This window comes from Rouxiella badensis, from assembly GCF_026967515.2.
Classification (GTDB): domain Bacteria; phylum Pseudomonadota; class Gammaproteobacteria; order Enterobacterales; family Enterobacteriaceae; genus Rouxiella; species Rouxiella badensis.
In genome coordinates this window covers 4,188,760-4,206,451 of record NZ_CP114062.1, presented here as the reverse complement: position 1 = coordinate 4,206,451, position 17,692 = coordinate 4,188,760, and the positions used below count along the sequence as shown (strand labels likewise).

At 54.1% G+C, this 17,692-nt stretch carries 14 protein-coding genes; 5 read left to right on the top strand and 9 right to left on the bottom strand.

What is annotated here, in order from left to right:
• Window positions 1-7: 7 nt before the first annotated feature.
• From O1V65_RS19395 to O1V65_RS19385, 3 genes are all read right to left on the bottom strand, one after another.
• A complete protein-coding gene (locus O1V65_RS19395) occupies window positions 8-580 on the bottom strand; it encodes a cytochrome b (protein ID WP_017492217.1) in 573 nt (190 codons plus the stop codon).
• A gap of 69 nt (window positions 581-649) precedes the next feature.
• Complete coding sequence (locus tag O1V65_RS19390) at window positions 650-1,210, bottom strand: GNAT family N-acetyltransferase (RefSeq protein ID WP_084912957.1); 561 nt, start codon at window positions 1,208-1,210, stop codon at window positions 650-652.
• 46 nt (window positions 1,211-1,256) lie between these two features.
• On the bottom strand, window positions 1,257-2,015 hold the full coding sequence (locus O1V65_RS19385; protein WP_017492219.1) for an SDR family NAD(P)-dependent oxidoreductase: 759 nt from the start codon (window positions 2,013-2,015) through the stop codon (window positions 1,257-1,259).
• 128 nt (window positions 2,016-2,143) lie between these two features.
• Between O1V65_RS19385 and O1V65_RS19380 the strand changes: the two genes are divergently transcribed.
• The 4 genes from O1V65_RS19380 to O1V65_RS19365 all read left to right on the top strand — a co-directional run bounded on the left by O1V65_RS19380 (window position 2,144) and on the right by O1V65_RS19365 (window position 6,650).
• Window positions 2,144-3,043, top strand: a complete 900-nt coding sequence (locus O1V65_RS19380) for a LysR family transcriptional regulator (protein ID WP_017492220.1) — start codon at window positions 2,144-2,146, stop codon at window positions 3,041-3,043.
• Window positions 3,044-3,143: 100 nt separating this feature from the next.
• Window positions 3,144-4,157 (top strand): inner membrane protein YhjD, encoded by a 1,014-nt coding sequence (gene yhjD, locus O1V65_RS19375; RefSeq protein WP_017492221.1) that lies wholly within the window; start codon window positions 3,144-3,146, stop codon window positions 4,155-4,157.
• A gap of 344 nt (window positions 4,158-4,501) precedes the next feature.
• Window positions 4,502-5,824: an MFS transporter gene (locus O1V65_RS19370; RefSeq protein WP_017492222.1), complete on the top strand. Its 1,323-nt coding sequence runs from the start codon at window positions 4,502-4,504 to the stop codon at window positions 5,822-5,824.
• A gap of 55 nt (window positions 5,825-5,879) precedes the next feature.
• On the top strand, window positions 5,880-6,650 hold the full coding sequence (locus O1V65_RS19365; RefSeq protein ID WP_165429905.1) for a CDP-diacylglycerol diphosphatase: 771 nt from the start codon (window positions 5,880-5,882) through the stop codon (window positions 6,648-6,650).
• Window positions 6,651-6,677: 27 nt separating this feature from the next.
• Here O1V65_RS19365 and O1V65_RS19360 read toward each other — a convergent pair whose 3' ends face one another.
• A complete protein-coding gene (locus tag O1V65_RS19360) occupies window positions 6,678-8,741 on the bottom strand; it encodes an AsmA family protein (protein WP_084912959.1) in 2,064 nt (687 codons plus the stop codon).
• 246 nt (window positions 8,742-8,987) lie between these two features.
• Between O1V65_RS19360 and kdgK the strand changes: the two genes are divergently transcribed.
• The gene (kdgK, locus tag O1V65_RS19355; protein WP_026110570.1) at window positions 8,988-9,920 is read left to right on the top strand and encodes a 2-dehydro-3-deoxygluconokinase; all 933 of its coding nucleotides are present in this window, start codon (window positions 8,988-8,990) and stop codon (window positions 9,918-9,920) included.
• Window positions 9,921-10,014: 94 nt separating this feature from the next.
• Here the strand turns inward: kdgK and O1V65_RS19350 are convergent, their stop codons facing one another.
• The 5 genes from O1V65_RS19350 to dppD all read right to left on the bottom strand — a co-directional run bounded on the left by O1V65_RS19350 (window position 10,015) and on the right by dppD (window position 17,686).
• On the bottom strand, window positions 10,015-11,541 hold the full coding sequence (locus O1V65_RS19350; protein WP_017492226.1) for a M16 family metallopeptidase: 1,527 nt from the start codon (window positions 11,539-11,541) through the stop codon (window positions 10,015-10,017).
• Between the two features lie 408 nt (window positions 11,542-11,949).
• Window positions 11,950-13,230: a dicarboxylate/amino acid:cation symporter gene (locus O1V65_RS19345; protein ID WP_017492227.1), complete on the bottom strand. Its 1,281-nt coding sequence runs from the start codon at window positions 13,228-13,230 to the stop codon at window positions 11,950-11,952.
• A gap of 281 nt (window positions 13,231-13,511) precedes the next feature.
• Window positions 13,512-15,491 (bottom strand): biofilm formation regulator HmsP, encoded by a 1,980-nt coding sequence (gene hmsP / locus O1V65_RS19340; protein WP_206023971.1) that lies wholly within the window; start codon window positions 15,489-15,491, stop codon window positions 13,512-13,514.
• Window positions 15,492-15,657: 166 nt separating this feature from the next.
• Window positions 15,658-16,674: a dipeptide ABC transporter ATP-binding subunit DppF gene (gene dppF, locus O1V65_RS19335; RefSeq protein ID WP_165429902.1), complete on the bottom strand. Its 1,017-nt coding sequence runs from the start codon at window positions 16,672-16,674 to the stop codon at window positions 15,658-15,660.
• Window positions 16,664-17,686: a dipeptide ABC transporter ATP-binding protein gene (dppD, locus tag O1V65_RS19330; RefSeq protein WP_017492230.1), complete on the bottom strand. Its 1,023-nt coding sequence runs from the start codon at window positions 17,684-17,686 to the stop codon at window positions 16,664-16,666. Before dppD ends, dppF begins: the two co-directional genes overlap by 11 nt.
• Window positions 17,687-17,692: the final 6 nt, after the last annotated feature.

Genomic DNA, 17,692 nt, shown 5'->3' with positions numbered 1-17,692 from the left:
CGTTGCTTCAGGGGGCCTCTTTGTCTGTCGAAGAGAGCATTCGCCGTAACGTCCCGTCACGCAGCACGTAATGATGAAATAACGCGGCAAGAGCGTGTAAACCGGCCAGCACGATCAGCGCCCAGGCAACATTATTGTGCAGCATGCCGAAGGTACGTCGCAGCGACGAGTCGATACCAAAAACGTCAGGGATAGGAAATACCGAGAAGAAGTAAAAAGGCTCGCCCTGCGCCCAGCGAAAGAGAAAACCGAGGCTAATTTGCGCCAGCAGGAGGGCGTAGAGCGCCCAATGCGTGAGCTTAGATAACAGCAACATCGCAGTCGGCATCGGAATAGCGTCGAGTCGGGCAGGATGCGTTATCCGCCACAGCAGACGCCAGACTATCACCATCGCCAGCAGAATACCGGTTGAGATATGCAGCGACTGCAACGCTTTTCGCAGCGGTGTGCCTCGCTCAAGGACCTCCCAGATATGGGCGCTGGCAAAAAGAAAAATCACCATCCAGGCGGTCAGCCAGTGCAGCAATAGGGTCAGATGGTCATAGCGTTTACGCGAAGGAGAAAGAGGGTTATTTTTCATAGTCGTGCCCCAGATGTTCGATATCGGAGTAAACACCCAGGCACGGAAATTTATTCGCTCATTTTTAAATTATTTTTTTTGATGCAGCGCGTTCCACTCATCGCGGGTGATTTCCCACAGCTCGGAGTCCATCTCACCGCCGACGTAGGCCTTTTTCTCAACCCGTAACAGCCGCATGCCGCTAGACTCGGAAATTCGTTTTGAGGCCCGATTCAGGCTGGCCTTAGGCGCACGCAGCACCTCGCGATTCAAAGTATTAAACCAGAAATCGGTGACCGCCATACTGGCCTCAGCCATGATTCCCTGCCTTTGCCATTCCGGGCGCAGCCAGAACCCGCGATTATTGTCTTCGGCATCGGTCAGGCAAATAACGCCAAGCAACTCCGAAGGCGAATCCTTGTGGCGCAGCGTCCAGAACCAGCCGGTACCGGCGGCAACCGCGGCCAGCGCCACGTTATTGACGTAATTGTGCGCGCCGTTATCGGGGAATGGCCAGGGAACGGCGGCCGCCAGATACTGCACAATTTCCCAGTGCGGAAAGACGCGCTGAATAACCGGTGCGTCTTCGGGAGACAATGGCTGGAGGATTAAACGTTCGGTGTTAAGGACAGGCACTGCCGCTGGCTGCATAAAAACTCCTTTTCATGATGAAAATCGGCGCGCCAGCGGGGGAATTTTACAGGAACATGCCGCCTGACGCCTCGATGCGTTGGCCGTTGGCCCAGCCGCTTTGCTCGCTCAACAACATGGCGACCATGCCGCCAATGTCATCGGGCTGACCGACGCGGCCAAGCGCGGTGTTTTTAGCAACATACTGATTAATTTGCTGGTTGTCACGGACTGCCCCGCCGCCAAAATCCGTCTCGATAGCACCCGGCGCAAGAATATTGACTGAGATACCGCGTGCGCCCAATTCTTTCGCCTGATAGCGCGTTAATACTTCCATACCGCCTTTCATCGTGGCGTATGCGGCAAAGCCCGGCAGACAGAAACGCGTCAGCCCCGTTGAAACGTTGAGCACGCGGCCGCCGTCGGCAATCAGCGGCAATAGCTTCTGCGTCAGGAAGAACGGAGCCTTGAGATGGATCTTCATCAGCAGATCAAATTCCTCCTCGGTGGTCTCGGCAAAAGAAGCATTGCCGCCAATCCCGGCGTTATTCACCAGAAAATCAAAATTCTCGCGCTGCCACACCTTTTCTAGCTGTGACTTTACCTGCGCCACGAAAGGATCAAAACCGTTGCTCTCAGCCACGTTGAGCTGAAGTGTCACCGCTTTCGCGCCTTTAGCCTCAATTTCACGAACCACGGATTCAGCCTCTTCACGCTGGCTGTTATAAGTGAAAATGACGTCAATACCTTGTTCTGCCAGCTTTAATACCGCATTTTTACCCAATCCACGGCTTGCGCCGGTCACTAATGCAATTTTTTTGCTCATTTTGAGACTCCAGAGTTGCGTCGTTGTGTGATAAACAGCCTATTAGACTCTGCAGAAATGATAAATGGTCTAAAATGAGTTTCACTGTCTCAATGACAACAACAATAGACGGTTTATACGGGGAAAGTGTGGATAAAATTCAATCAATGCAGGTTTTTGTCCGCGTTGCCGAGCTGAGCAATTTCACGCGCGCGGCAGAAAGTCTGGGATTACCCAAGGCCAGCGTGTCACGGCTCGTGCAACAGCTTGAAAGCAAAATGTCGACGCGGCTGCTGCATCGCTCAACCCGCCGCGTACAGCTGACGCAGGACGGACAGGTTTTTTATGAGCGCTGCAAAGAACTGCTGGCCAATATGGACGAACTGGAGTCGATGTTTCAATCCAATCCAACGACGGTCAGCGGCAAGCTGCGGGTCGATATGCCGTTGACGATGGCAACCAGGCTCGTGCTACCGCGTCTGGCAGAATTTTTGAACCGCTATCCGGCGCTCGAGATTGAGCTGAGCAGCACCGACCATCGCGTGGACGTGGTGCGAGAAGGTTTCGACTGCGTGATAAGCGTCGGCCTTCTTAAAGACTCCGGGCTCATCGCTCGTACACTGGGTCATCTCAGCGTCGTCAACTGCGCCAGCCCGGACTACCTGCAGCGCTACGGCATACCCGAACATCCCGACCAGCTCGCCCATCATGCGATGGTGAACTACGACCAGGCGCTGCGAAGCCGCAGCACCGAATTTGAATATCTCGATGGCAAAGAGCTGCGGACGGTGAAATGCGGCAGCACCATCACCGTTAACAGCACCGAGAGCTACACGGTCGCCTGCCTGTCTGGGCTGGGGATTATTCAGGTTCCTGCGACGGGAATTAAACATTATCTCGCCAGTGGTCAACTGGTCAGCATCTTGCCGCAGTTCCGCGCACCGCCGATGCCGGTCAGCCTCGTCTATCCGCATCGCCGACACCTGTCGCGCAGGGTCAAGCTGTTCATGGATTGGCTGAGTGAAATCATGCAACACTATATTGTATAAGGATTTTATGATGATAATTTCGCCCGTAACGGGCCTTAACGGGATTGGGCGGCTATACTAGACACTGGAACTTGAATAACGATAAGGACTCAGTGGATTAATGCCATTACCCCCACAAGAAGAAAATATCCAAGATGATAGCGATAAGCCGTTGATTAATATCAAGACGGGAAATAAGAAAGTCGATGCGACCCTGTCGGGTTTTTCTCGCCTGGTAAGCCATGTTCAGGGCTGGCACTGGGTAGCGCATTTGCTGCGTGCAGCCGACAGATTTAACGACCGTCTCGGCAGCCAGTTTGGCGCGGCGATTACCTACTTCTCATTTTTGTCGCTTATCCCAATACTGATGGTCTCCTTTGCCGCCGTCGGCTTTGTGCTGGCCTCAAATCCAGACCTGCTGGCCGGACTGATCAACAAAATCGTCAATAGCATTAGTGACCCTAATCTGGCGAACACCCTCAAGAGCACGGTGAACACCGCTATCCAGCAAAGAACGGCGGTGGGACTGTCCGGGTTGGTCATCGCACTCTATTCAGGCATTAGCTGGATGGGCAATCTGCGTGAGGCGATCCGCGCCCAGTCTCGCGACGTGTGGGAAAGAAATCCGCAGGACCAGGAGAAGATCCACATCCGCTACCTGCGCGACTTTGTCTCGTTGACCGGACTGGTGTTGGCGCTAATCATTACGCTCTCTCTGACCTCCATTGCCGGTTCGGCGCAGAAAACTATTGTCGATGCGCTGGGTCTGGGCGGCATCGACTGGCTGCGGCCGGTGATGACGGTAATTACGCTGGTCATTTCTGTCGCCGCCAATTACCTGTTATTCCTATGGATATTCTGGATACTGCCGCGCCATAAGCCGAGAAAAAAGGCCCTGCTGCGCGGTACGCTGATAGCGGCTATAGGCTTTGAGGTGATTAAGTTTGTGATGACCATGATGCTGCCGCGACTGGCAAGCTCACCTTCTGGTGCTGCCTTCGGCTCGGTGATTGGTCTGATGGCCTTTTTCTACTTCTTCGCGCGCTTGACCCTCTTTTGCGCCGCCTGGATAGCCACGGCCCGCTATAGCGACGATCCGCCGATGCCTGAGCCTAACCACGCACATAAGCCTTAACTCACCCCTTCATGCCAGACAGTGCAAAGTGCCTGGCATGAAAAACCAATATTCAACCCAAAAAGCAGTGTATTATTCTAAAACATCACCTTTCGCATCGATAAACTTAGAACAACACACTGTCTCGCTCACTTTTCTTTCACTCTTTTACAGAATGTTACTCTGAAAATAAATCATTCAACAAACTTATGACTAGCCAGACCCGAGGTTTATGGGGGAATCTCCCAATTCCAACCTATACGCGGTTTCTGCGCTATTTGGCCCTGTTGAAACTCCCCTAACCAGTGCATAAGATGATTTTTTAATTCGAATCAATTTACTTACAAAACCAATAAGAAACACTTATGCAAGCCACCATCACTCCAGAACTTGAGGCCGACGCTGAACTCGTCAGCCAGAACTCTCGCGGCAAAGTTATCATCGCTTCCCTGATTGGTACCGCCATCGAGTTTTTTGACTTTTATATTTATGCGACGGCGGCAGTCATTGTCTTCCCGCACATTTTCTTTCCTCAGGGTGACCCTACTGCGGCAACGCTACAGTCTCTGGCGACCTTCGCCATTGCCTTCGTCGCGCGTCCCATCGGGTCGGCGCTATTCGGCCACTTCGGTGACCGAGTAGGGCGCAAAGTCACGCTGGTTGCCTCACTGCTGACCATGGGAGTCTCCACGGTCATCATTGGTCTGCTGCCAACCTACGCCACCATCGGCGTTTTCGCACCGATACTGCTGGCGCTGGCACGCTTTGGTCAGGGCCTCGGTCTTGGCGGCGAATGGGGCGGCGCGGCGCTGTTAGCCACCGAGAATGCGCCACCGAAAAAACGCGCACTCTACGGCTCATTCCCGCAGCTTGGCGCTCCAATCGGCTTCTTCTTCGCCAACGGCATGTTCCTGCTGCTGTCATGGCTGCTGAGCGAGCAACAGTTTATCGACTGGGGCTGGCGTGTGCCGTTCCTGCTTTCAGCCGTGCTGGTGCTCATTGGCCTCTACGTGCGCGTGTCGCTGCATGAAACGCCGGTGTTTGCCAAGATTGCCAAAGCGGGCAAGCAGGTCAAAGTGCCGATCGGCCGCCTGTTCAGCAAGCACCTGAAGGCGACGATTCTGGGCACCTTCATCATGGTGGCAACCTACACCCTGTTCTACATCATGACGGTGTACTCACTGGGCTACGGCACTTCGCCTAAGCCAGCGGGTCTGGGCATTGCCCGCAACGACTTCCTGCTAATGCTGATGATTGGCGTTATCGGATTTGGCGTGATGGTGCCGATTGCAGGTCAACTGGCTGACAAATTTGGCCGTCGCAAATCGATGATCTGCATTACGCTGCTGATCATCCTGTTTGCGCTGACCTTCCCGTCGGTTATCAGCGGCGGCTCTATCGGTACGGTGATGGTATTCCTGCTGTGCGGCTTTAGCGTGATGGGGCTGACCTTCGGTCCAATGGGCGCACTTCTACCGGAACTTTTCCCAACAGAAGTTCGCTATACCGGCGCATCTTTCTCCTATAATGTGTCTTCGATATTAGGCGCTTCCGTTGCACCTTATATTGCCACCTGGCTGGCAACCCATTACGGGCTGTTTTACGTTGGCGTCTATCTGGCATCCATGGCAACGCTCACGCTCATTGCCTTGCTGTTAACCAAAGAGACCGGCAACCAGTCACTGTGATTATTTCGCCTGGTGTTGGGCTTCCAATGCCGGGCTTTATCAAAGAGCCATTACAATGCGCTTGCGACCTCGCCTGCTGTTTCCCCTGCTTATTGTTCTAATAGTCATTATCGCCATCGCCTATTACGTCTGGCCACATTCCGGTAATCCCAGTGCGCTGTGGAATATCGTCAGCCAGAAGTGTGTGCCTAATCAGGAAAAAAACGGTCAGCCCGCGCCCTGCTCTCAGGTCGATGAGCAACAGGGTTACGTGGTACTCAAGGATATGGTGGGTCCTCTGCAATTTCTGCTGATGCCAACCGCCCGAATTACCGGTATTGAAAGCCCCGCCCTTCTGGAAGACAACACACCGAACTTCTTTGCCCAGGCGTGGCAGGCTCGCCACTATATGGCCGATAAATACGGCAAACCGATTGATGACAGCAACGTTTCCCTGGCGATCAATTCGCAGTATGGCCGCAGCCAGAACCAGATGCACATCCATATTTCATGCCTGCTGCCGCAGGTGAAAACCCAGCTGAGCCAGGAGGCAGGGGATATTGGCTATCGCTGGCAGCCGTTGCCGGAGAAACTGATTGGCCATACTTATCTGGCGCGTAAGGTTTCAGCGGCAGAATTGAATCAGAAAGGCGCATTCCGGCTTTTAGCAGAGGGTGTGCCGGAGGCTCGCGAGAAGATGGGACATTTCGGATTGGCCATGGTCAGCCTACAGGGCGGTGACTTCCTGCTGCTCGCCAATGAACGCAATCTGCTTCAGCTGAACAACGCATCCACCGAAGAGATCCAGGACCACAACTGTGCGGTGCTGAACCCACTACCGCAGTAGTGGGTTCAGCGAAAAAGAGAGGAAGGCCTATTTCGAGGTCTTAATCTTTTGCAGGATGGTACTGCACTGATTTGACTCGTTATCGCTTGGAGAAATCAGTGCCAGCAGCGCGGCGGCAGGCGCGACGATCGCCCCTAGCGCCACGGCCGCTGCACCGCGTGCGATCAGCGGACCCGGTTTGACACCGGCGTCAGGATTTTTGAAGGTCCCGCGCACGTACAACGGCGAGCGCAGGGTCAACACCCTTAAGCCCTTACTCTCGGGGTCAATCGAGAGATCCAGCCTTTCGGTCGCAAAGTTGGTGGTACCGCTGACGTTAATCACCGCATTTTCGGTATCGAAGACCAGCAGATTCGGCCTTGCCAGCCCGCTTTTAATATTCACGTCTGCCGCGGCGCAGTTGATAGCCACCTCGTCATCCCCAAACAGCTTGGCGACCACATAGTTACCGACGTTAAGCCCCGCAATCTCCATCAGTCCACGGCTGATAACCCCATCGTTAATCAATAGTTTCATCTCGCCGTTACTGGTCCCGAGCAGTGCAGCAACGGAATTACCGGTGCCGGTGAGCTTCGCATCACCGTTAAGCTGGCCGAGACTTTTCTTCATCGACTGAACGTTCGGCACCAGCTCTTTCAACTGAAGGCCGCGGGCGTGGATATCGACCCGTCCTTGCATCGGCGTCTTGTCACCCTCGAGCCTGACCGTCGAGTTAAGATTTCCGCCCGCCAGGCCAAAGCGCAGAGGATCGAGCAGCAGATCGCCGTCATTAAGCTTTAGATGGGTACTGAGATTGCTGAGCGGCAAAGAGCTGCCGCGTTCGATGCGCCTGGCACTAAACTTCACGTCTGCGTCCATCACACGCCAGCTTTTGGTATCGAATTTCTCAACGGGCAGAACTTTGTCGGAAGGCTGGCGCGTCGTCTCACCGCGTTTAGCCTTGTCACTGTTGGAATCTGCGCCAATCAGTGGTGCAAGATCGGCGAAACGCAGCTGATTAGAGGTTAATTCACCGTTGAGATTAGGGCGCGGCTTGCTGGCAACGTAAGTCAGCGAACCATGAATATCGCTGTCTCCAATTTTGCCGTTAAAGCCTTGATATTCGAATTTTGCGCCGTTTTTATCGTGCAAGTGCGCAATCAGGTGACCATCGGTTTCATACGGCGGTGTCTGTGGCAGCAGCACACCGGTCAACCCGTAGAGGTCTGAGAGCGTCTGTCCGGAGAACTTCAGGCGCAGGTCCAACGCACCAAGATTCATTGGGTCGGTCAGGGTTCCGGCAACTACGACACGGGTATTCCCCGAGCGCACGTCCGCCTGAAGCGGGAAACGAGCATCCGAGTCCTGCAAGGCCAGCATTCCGCCAATCTTACCGCTCCCCGCCAGAGATTCACCTTTGTATTTACCGTCAACCTTCCAGCCAAAAACATAATCAGGGGTGTAGAGCTTACCCTCATCTTTGCTGTCTTTAGCACTTTTTTTGCCGGTCACCTCGTCATAGGGCAGCGGTTTACCCAGCGGATCCACAACGGCGCGGAAATCCGCTTTCAACGTCGCATCTTTGAAGTCGATTTGGCCACGGTCGAATACGATGTCATTCATATTGAACGACCATGCCGAAGGCGGCTGGTTAGGATCTTTGTTGTCGCTGTTGGCGAGATTAAAGGTCCAGTTATTTTTACCGTCAGCCAGGCGAATAAGCGACGCGTCAGGCTGCTTTAGCCAGATACGCGGAATAAGTACCTCTTTGTCGAGCAGCGCAAGAGGAGCAAGGCTGGCATCGACGCGCTGCAGATGCACCATCGGCTTGTCGCTCGGCACATCCGCTGGGTTGCCGAGCACAATATCTTCGGCATGAATGTGCGGCCAGGGTACCCAGGCACGCCATCCCCCCTCTTCCTTATGCCGCGACCAGTCCACGCCAAGGTCTCCCTGAATGGCAAAGGGGCGATTCAACTCGGCAGAAACCTTCTGATTAATCGTAGGTTTAAGGCGATTCCAGTCAAACAGCGCCACAAAGATAATGATGGCAAAGACCAGAATGACCACGAGTCCTGCCGTCCAACTCAGCGCTTTTCCAGTGCGTGTCATAGGTCGGTTCCTGTGGGTCAATTATTTGATAAGTTTCATTAAAGATAGTTGAGATTATGCTGAGGTGCACATTTCGTGCTGCCAGAGGAACACTGCCGGGTGTAAATGCCTACCACTATATTCGTAAACTTCGAGGCATCTCGGAAAATAATAAAACAGCGTTTTAATACTATTGACTGAAGTGCCACATGCGAAGAGACTGGAACGCATACTTCTTAACCTTTGATATCACTGATGGACACCTTTATGACCAACAAAAACATCGCTGTTATTGGCGAGTGCATGATCGAACTTTCACAGAAAGGAGACGCGTTAAATCGCGGTTTTGGCGGTGATACATTGAATACCGCCGTTTATATTGCCCGCCAGGTCGACGACGCCGCGCTGAAGGTGCATTACGTGACCGCGCTAGGCACCGACAGCTTTAGCAGCGATATGCTGACGGCATGGCAGCGCGAGGGCGTCGAAACTGATTTGGTGCAACGGCTCGACAACAAGCTACCCGGCCTTTACGTCATAGAAACGGACCCGAGCGGTGAGCGCACCTTCTACTACTGGCGTAACGACGCCGCGGCACGCTACTGGCTCAATGGACCTGATTCCGAACGGCTCTGTCAGCGTCTGGCAGATTTTGACTATCTCTATCTCAGTGGTATCAGTCTGGCTATTCTCAGCGAAGAGAACCGCGCGCGCCTGATGGCGCTGCTCAAGGAATGCCGGGCGCGCGGTGGAAAAGTCATCTTTGACAATAACTACCGCCCAAGGCTGTGGGAAAATAAGGAGCAGACGCAGCGCGCCTACCTGGCAATGCTTTCCTGCACCGACATTGCGTTTCTGACGCTGGACGACGAAGACATGCTGTGGGGCGAAAAGCCGTATGAGGAAGTGATTGCGCGGACCCATGCGCTGGGCGTGAGCGAGGTGGTGGTGAAGCGCGGCGCGGACAGCTGCATCGTGTCGAATGCCAACGGTGAGCGGCATGATATCCCGGCAATTCGGCTCGAAAAAGAGAAGGTTATCGATACTACGGCGGCCGGTGATTCATTCAGCGCCGGTTACCTGGCTAAACGCCTGACGGGCGCCAGCGAAATTGAATCTGCACAGCGTGGGCACTTAACCGCCAGCACGGTCATTCAGTATCGCGGCGCAATCATTCCACTCGAGGCAATGCCTGCCTGATGCCGAATTTATATAACCTGGAATAACAGATTGATAGTCCTGTGCGCCGCCCAAACTGCACGGCGCACAGGTCCAGCATACTGTTGCCGTGAGCTTACTGCACCGTTCCCGTAGCACTGGCACCGGGGGATGTGGCTGCAGTCGTGCTGTCGGAAGTTTGGGCATCAGCCGGCGTAGCAACAGGCACCACGATGCTGTCGTAGGTTTCCTGTAGCGTTTTCACACTCAACTCATTCTCACCTTTTGGCTGAATCAACAGTAAGGAAGGGTCGTGAGAAAGCTGCTGCTTCAGCTCCTGATTGAAATCAGGCAACGTCAGAGTCGATAAAAACGCCTGACGCAGTTTTTGATACTGCTCTGGCGCGATATCGACGACCGCATTTTGCTGTGAACGCAGGCGCTGACTCATTAGCACCCCGGTATCGGTGCGGGCATAAGTCGCAAACAGCTGACCCAGCTGGTCTTTCTTTTGGGCGATCAGCGCGTCAAACTCTGCCTGAGACAGGCCAGTGTCGCGCACTTTCACCAGCTCATTTGCAAGGCGCTTAAGCGCAGGCTGTATCGCGCTTTGCGGCGCTTCCAGACGGATAGCGCACTGAGCATGCTGATACTGTACGCGGCAGTCAAAACCAAGCGCCGGTTGCACCGCCCCCCCCTCTTTCTCATCACCCGGCTTTTTCAGCGCCTGCTGCAAATGCAGAAACAGCGCCTCACGCGCTAAATCGCTGCGCCAGTAGGCGTTGAGCGCCGGAGAATCTTGAATAGGCTGCCACGGCATGCTCCACATCAGCGAGAGTCTGTCCTGCGTCAGCGAAGGGTCAAACGCGGCCATTGCCTGCGGGGGCACATCAGATAGGGTTGGCAAAGTCTGAGGTGTCTGGCGGCTGCCCTTCAGCGAAGAGAAGGCGCTTTTGATTTGCTCGGCCATCGCGCGGCCGTCAACGTTGCCCACCACATACAGTGTCATCGCGTCTGGCGTGTACCACTGATGATAGAACTTGCTCAGGTCGGCCGGTTTGGCCACCTTGGCCGGCAGTAGCTCAGGGCTGTGGCCTACCAGCGTGGAACCGCTGATGCGGTAACGCCACCAGGCGTCCTGCGAGTCAGGCGGGAGAGAATCGATAGGGTCCTGCGGTGCCTGATAGGCGGCATGAACAGAATCCTGGGTAATCACCATCTTGCCACTGGTGTCGACCAACCAGTTTAGTGCCGTTTTCATCAGATCAGGACGACCATTCGGCAGGCTAAGGTTATAAGAGGTGAAATCGTAAGAGGTAATAGCCGGAGACATTGGGCGTTGATTATCAATCGCCTGCTGCCAGAAGGACTGAAGCTGGGCAGTGGTAAAACCTTCACTGCGGATTAATGCCAGGCGCGGTAGGAAGTGCGCGAAGCCTTGCTGCTGCGGATTTTCTGCCAGCGATCCGGTACGAACCAGTAATCTGAGTTCGATGCGATCGTTGGGACGCTGCGGCGTAGTTAACAATTGCCAGGTGAAGCCGTTATCCAGTTTGCCCTGTTGCCAGGCCGGATCGGGTTGTAGTGCTTCAGCCTGCACGTTGCTGCAGGCCGATGCCATCAACAACCCACCAAGGAGTAAGCGAATTCTGGTGCCCTGCATGTGAACCCCTACGTAATAACTCTACCCGTCGTATGGAATCTGCGTTTTCGGCAACTCCAATTACTGGGGTAAATCCAATTTTCTGTAATTAAATCTTGCTCTTACCCTAATTAAGAGGTGGCAAGCTCGAATGCAATAAACGAAAACGGCGAGTGTAGCACTGTCTTAGACAGCACAACTCCGCATATGTCACGGACAACAATGAAAATAATCTGGCGCTGAAGCCGGACGGACACTGAAACCCATTCGTTTTCGTGATTCGGGATGGAAAATAAATAAGAGTATATTATGAATATAATCCACCGGTTACATCAAGTAACAGCGGGATTAAAAGGGAAATTAGCGTTTAAAAGGGCCGTTTTAGCGGAAAACGGCCCCTGTTGTTAGCAACGATGGGGCAGGAAAGCCTTACACGGTCTTATCGGCAATCGCAGGTACTTTGCCGGATAACGTTGAATTCATCTGCTTTTCATCTAACTGATCGCACCACTTAGCCACCACGATGGTCGCTACGCCGTTACCAATCAGGTTGGTCAGTGCACGGGCTTCCGACATGAAGCGGTCGATACCCAGAATCAGTGCCAGACCCGCAACCGGCAGATGGCCAACCGCAGAAAGCGTCGCTGCCAGCACGATGAATCCACTGCCGGTGACGCCCGCCGCGCCTTTGGAAGACAGCAACAGTACGACCAGCAGGGTAATCTGGTGCCAGATATCCATGTGGCTGTTGGTCGCCTGAGCGATAAACACCGCCGCCATCGTCAGATAGATAGAGGTGCCGTCGAGGTTAAATGAGTAACCGGTTGGAATAACCAAACCGACCACTGACTTTTTACAGCCCAGCTTTTCCATCTTGTCGAGCATGCGCGGCAGCGCAGACTCTGACGATGAAGTCCCCAGAACAATCAGCAGCTCTTCCTTGATATAGCTGACAAACCTGAAGATATTGAAGCCGGTAAAGCGCGCAATCAGACCCAGCACCACCACCACGAACAGCACACAGGTGAGGTAGAAGCACAGAATAAGCTGGCCCAACTGCACCAGAGAACCCACGCCGTATTTACCGATGGTGAAGGCCATGGCACCAAACGCCCCCAGTGGAGCAAGGCGCATGATCATGTTGATGATGCCAAAAATCACCTTCGAGAAGCTGTCGATGAAGTTGAACATCAGCTGACCTTTGTCACCCAGGTGGTGCAGCGCAAAGCCAAACAGAATAGCGAACATCAGCACCTGCAGGATATTGCCGCTGGCAAACGCGCCAATCACGCTGCCTGGAATAATATCCATCAGGAAGGGAATGATCCCCTGCGTTTGCGCCTGCTCGGCGTAAACAGCGACCGCTTTAGCATCCAGCGCAGCGGGATCGACGTTCATGCCCGCACCAGGCTGCACGATATTGACGATAATCAGCCCAAGAATCAGCGAGATGGTGCTCACAATCTCAAAATACAGCAGCGCAATCGCACCGGTGCGACCTACTGCCTTCATGCTTTCCATCCCTGCAATACCGGTAACGACAGTACAGAAAATCACCGGAGCAATAATCATTTTGATCAGTTTGACAAAGCCATCGCCCAGCGGCTTCATCTGCGCCCCCAGATCTGGATAAAAGTGTCCCAGCAATACCCCGAGGGTTATCGCAGTCAACACTTGGAAATAAAGACTCTTAAATATTGTTTTTTTCATTTTACGGCCATCCTGTAGTGAAAGTATCCCCAAAGATTTCAAGACGCTGGAACGAAACGGCCCGAAAAGCGGAGGGTACATCGCCATAGATATACAGCAGTCGAGAGAATAGCGACAGCCGGAAAATAGCACCGACATTACAGGATGGAAATAAATTGTTTCGTTTGGCAATCATTGTTGTTATAAAAGTTGAACTGAAAGGATTCAGCTAAAAAATTAAATAAATATTAATATTAAGTCAAGCCAGTAATGAAGCGGCTTTGCGGGGAGTTGAGGGGCAGTTAAACCATCGTCTCGTTGAGGAGAAATTTTGTTTCAAATTCGACCAGCGGAACGGGTGCTGAAAATAGATAGCCTTGTCCAAAAAGAATGCGATTGTTCAATAACCAACCGCGCTGCGCCTCGGTTTCCACGCCTTCAGCTTTCAGCTTTATGTTCATCGCACGCGCAATCGAGGCAACAATGTTGGCCATCGCATCATCTTCGGGCAGCGAGGCGACAAAAATGCGGTCAATCTTGATAGCGTTGATCGGGACATTGCGCAGGCGGTTGAGGTACTCAAGGCCAGAATAACCTAGCCCAAAATCATCGAGCTCGACCGAAATTCCCAATCTGCGCAGCTCGGCGAGAACAATCAACGCCTGCTCCCAGTCGGCGATACGCGCCGTTTCGGTGATTTCTAGCACCAGCTGGCCGTTGTCGATTTGGTAACGGCTGATCAGACTGCGCAGTTCAGGCAGGAAGTTGGCCTGCTGAATCTGTACCCCCGAGAGGCTCAGCGACAGCGGCAACGTAATGTCACGGCGACGCCAGTCGGCCAGGATATGGCATCCAAGCTCCAGCATCTTGTAGCCAAGCTGCGCCATCACGCCAATCTCTTCAGCCACCACGATAAAATCGCTTTCCAGCCCGTAGCTGCCGTCGTTCATCTTACGGCGCAGGAATGCTTCTGCGCCCATCACCTCACCGGTAGACATATTGACCTGCGGCTGGATGAACAGCGTAAAGTCGTTCTTTTCCATTGCGTGAAGGATTTCGTTTTCCTGCAACAGGCGGCGATGAATTTTCGCGGTCAGACCGGGTTCGAAGAAAAGAATTTGGTTTTTGCCCTGCCTGTCGGCCGACAGTCTCGCGGCGCGGGCGTGGGTAAGCAGCTGGTGACCGCTAATCGCCTGCCTGCCAATATATTGGGCAATGCCAATACTGCCGGTGGGATGTAGCGTGATGCCCATTTCAGCGGTTGTCTGCGGGGTATTGATGCTCGCCATAAGTTCTCTCGCCAGCCGCATCGCCATAAAGGGACGTTCAATCTCGCTGACCATGACCGCAAATTCGTTGTAGCCCAGTCGCGCAAGCAGGCTTTGCTCGGGCAGCACCTTCAGCAGCGAGGAGATAACCGGGCAAAATGCGCCCTCCCCTTCACCCACGTTTTCTATGCAAATCAGCATGATGTGGAAATCTTTACCGGCAAGACTCCCGTTGATCCGCTGCTCGACGCGAGAAACGAACTGCTCTTCATTAGGAAAGCTCTCCCGCGTTTCCTGCATCGCTTTCAGCGCCTTATCGAGTAACTGCTGGTTGCGGTTATAGCTGCGGATCAAAATACCCAGTTCGTCGTCACGATGGCGCGGCCGCGCGGCCAACTGGTGATAGTGCACCTCACTCTCAGGCAAGGACTCCAGTTCGCGGGCGATTGAACGTAAAGGGTGGATAATCAGCCGGTTAATACACCAGCTGATGGCAATAGAGAGCACCAGCGCCAGCAGCAGATACGTGGTCAACAGCGTTGATAACGCGCTGACAAAAAACTGATACATGCGATAGGGGTCGGCCTGTAGCACCAGATAGGCGATAGGCTGCGACGTTGTGGGATTCACCGCGGGTGAATAGAGCGGTACGGAGACCTTAATAGGCAGATCAAAGCTTGCCATTACCCAGTCAGGAACCGGGCGTCCCTCGGGAAAATGCGTGCTAAGCGTGGGTATACGATTAGGCAACACAACCTCTGCGCGGTTAAGAATGCCCACCGGTCTTAGCGTATTCAGGATGTGCTGCGTTTCTTTAAGGTCGACGTTTAGAACGGATTGCGACAACGGACGAACCACCGAATGGCCGATATTTTCTAACTGCTGGGCGTAGTCGTCTCTCCTCTGCTCCACAAAGTGAAACAGCTGGATGGCGATAAAGAAGCAGATTGTAACCAGCGCCACACCTGACACTGCCGCCATCTGTTTAATCGTTAGCGAACGTCTAACCCGCAACCTTTCCCTCCTCGCCGAATCCTGAAAATGCATCCTCAGCGCATGATAACAGCTCGCGCGCGTGGGTGCAGTAATCGCGTTGGCAGGCGGTTTTGACGGATGAAAGGGGGTGTTAAGGCAAAAAATGCCGGTCAGCGAACCGACCGGCGTCATGCAGAGCGTTAGATTACCCGTGAACGGCGGTTTTTTCCTCTTCGTCCTGATCGACGGCAAAACAGGCTACCAGCCCATCGCCGTAATGCTTCAACTGGGGCTGCAGCTGAGTACATTTTCCGAAAGCACGACGACAGCGGGCGTTAAAAGCGCAGCCCGGCGGTGGATTCAGCGGGCTAGGCAGCTCGCCGGTCAGCTTTATGCGCTCACGACGATCGCCCGGATTCAGGCGTGGCGTCGCAGACAGCAGCGCCTGGGTGTAAGGGTGGCGCGGATTGTTGAACACCGCCTCCTTCGAGCCTTTCTCCACGCAGCGCCCGAGATACATCACCATCACTTCATCAGCAATGTGCTCAACCACCGAAAGGTCGTGCGAAATAAAGACGTACGACAGGCCGAGATCCTGCTGCAAATCCATCATCAGGTTTAATACCTGTGCGCGCACCGACACGTCCAGCGCGGAGACCGGTTCGTCGGCAATCACCACGTCCGGATCCAGCATCAGACCGCGAGCAATGGCAATACGCTGACGTTGACCGCCGGAAAACATGTGCGGATAACGGTCGTAATGCTCGGTTTTCAGGCCGACCTTCGCCATCATCGCCAAGGCTTTTTCACGGCGTTCGGCGCTGCTGAGCCTGGTGTTAATCAGCAGCGGTTCTTCAAGAATCTGGCCGACCTTTTTACGCGGATTCAGAGAGCCATACGGGTTCTGGAACACTATCTGAATCTTCTGGCGACGCAGCTTCTCGGCGGTGACGTCAGGCTTGAGCAGGTCTTGTCCCTGATAATACAGTTCACCGTGGGTCGGCACTTCAATCATGGTCAGCAGACGCCCGAGGGTAGATTTCCCGCAGCCTGACTCACCGACGACCGCCAACGTTTTGCCACGCTCCAGCTCAAAAGAGATGCCGTCGAGCGCCTTCACCGTGCGTTCAGGTTTGAACATGCCGCCCTTGACCGCATAGTATTTTTTCAGATCGACAGCCTTCAGCAGCGGCTGCTTTCCGGTGGTGTGATTAAGACTCATAGGTTGGTCTCCCGGCATCATCCAGCGGATAATGACATTTGGACTGACGGCCCGGTTCACCTTGCAGTGCAGGCTCTTCTTTACGGCAGCGGTCGTTGGCATACGGGCAACGTGGGTTCAGTAGACAACCGTTTGGACGGTCATACTTGCCCGGTACTACGCCCGGCAGCGACTGTAGCCGCGCCTTGTCGGTAGAAAACTCCGGCAGCGAGCGCAGCAGCGCCTGAGTGTACGGATGGCGCGGCGCACGAAAAATCTCGGACGACGGCCCGGTCTCCACCACCTGCCCGGCGTACATCACGATGATGTGATGCGCCGCTTCGGCCACCAACGCCAGGTCATGGGTGATAAGCATCAGCGCCATGTTCTCTTTCTGCTGCAGTTCGAGCAGCAGTTCGATGATCTGCGCCTGAATCGTCACGTCGAGAGCGGTGGTCGGTTCGTCGGCAATCAACAGCTTAGGCCGACAGGCGATCGCCATCGCAATCATCACACGCTGACTCATACCGCCGGAAAGCTGGTGCGGGTAGACGTCCAGACGCGACGCAGGGTCAGGAATACCCACCAGATTCAGCAGGTCGATCGTACGCTGACGGCGGGTCTTTTTATTTCCGCCCTGATGCACCTTGATGGCTTCCATAATTTGGAAACCGACGGTGTAGCAAGGGTTGAGGCTGGTCATCGGGTCCTGGAAAATCATCGCGACCTCGGAGCCCACTATCTGACGTCGCTGTTTTTCACTGATGCCCTGCAGGTTCTGACCACCAAATTCCAGCTGGTCGGCCATCACCTTGCCCGGAAAATCAATCAACCCCATCAGCGCCAGCGAACTGACCGATTTACCCGAGCCTGACTCGCCGACGATGCCGACCACTTCGCCCTGCTTCACGGTATAGCTGATGCGGTCTACGGCGCGGAATGGTGCGCCCTCGTTACCAAAATGTACCGACAGCTTATTCACAGTCAGCAGCGTCTTGCCGACCGGTACTTGTTCAATCAATGTTGTTTCCATCTCGCG

Coding starts and splice junctions, on each gene's coding strand:
- O1V65_RS19395 (WP_017492217.1), bottom strand. CDS start 580: ATGAAAAATAACCCTCTTTCTCCTTCGCGTAAACGCTATGACCATCTG.
- O1V65_RS19390 (WP_084912957.1), bottom strand. CDS start 1,210: ATGCAGCCAGCGGCAGTGCCTGTCCTTAACACCGAACGTTTAATCCTC.
- O1V65_RS19385 (WP_017492219.1), bottom strand. CDS start 2,015: ATGAGCAAAAAAATTGCATTAGTGACCGGCGCAAGCCGTGGATTGGGT.
- yhjD (WP_017492221.1), top strand. CDS start 3,144: ATGCCATTACCCCCACAAGAAGAAAATATCCAAGATGATAGCGATAAG.
- O1V65_RS19370 (WP_017492222.1), top strand. CDS start 4,502: ATGCAAGCCACCATCACTCCAGAACTTGAGGCCGACGCTGAACTCGTC.
- O1V65_RS19365 (WP_165429905.1), top strand. CDS start 5,880: ATGCGCTTGCGACCTCGCCTGCTGTTTCCCCTGCTTATTGTTCTAATA.
- O1V65_RS19360 (WP_084912959.1), bottom strand. CDS start 8,741: ATGACACGCACTGGAAAAGCGCTGAGTTGGACGGCAGGACTCGTGGTC.
- kdgK (WP_026110570.1), top strand. CDS start 8,988: ATGACCAACAAAAACATCGCTGTTATTGGCGAGTGCATGATCGAACTT.
- O1V65_RS19350 (WP_017492226.1), bottom strand. CDS start 11,541: ATGCAGGGCACCAGAATTCGCTTACTCCTTGGTGGGTTGTTGATGGCA.
- O1V65_RS19345 (WP_017492227.1), bottom strand. CDS start 13,230: ATGAAAAAAACAATATTTAAGAGTCTTTATTTCCAAGTGTTGACTGCG.
- dppF (WP_165429902.1), bottom strand. CDS start 16,674: ATGAGTCTTAATCACACCACCGGAAAGCAGCCGCTGCTGAAGGCTGTC.
- dppD (WP_017492230.1), bottom strand. CDS start 17,686: ATGGAAACAACATTGATTGAACAAGTACCGGTCGGCAAGACGCTGCTG.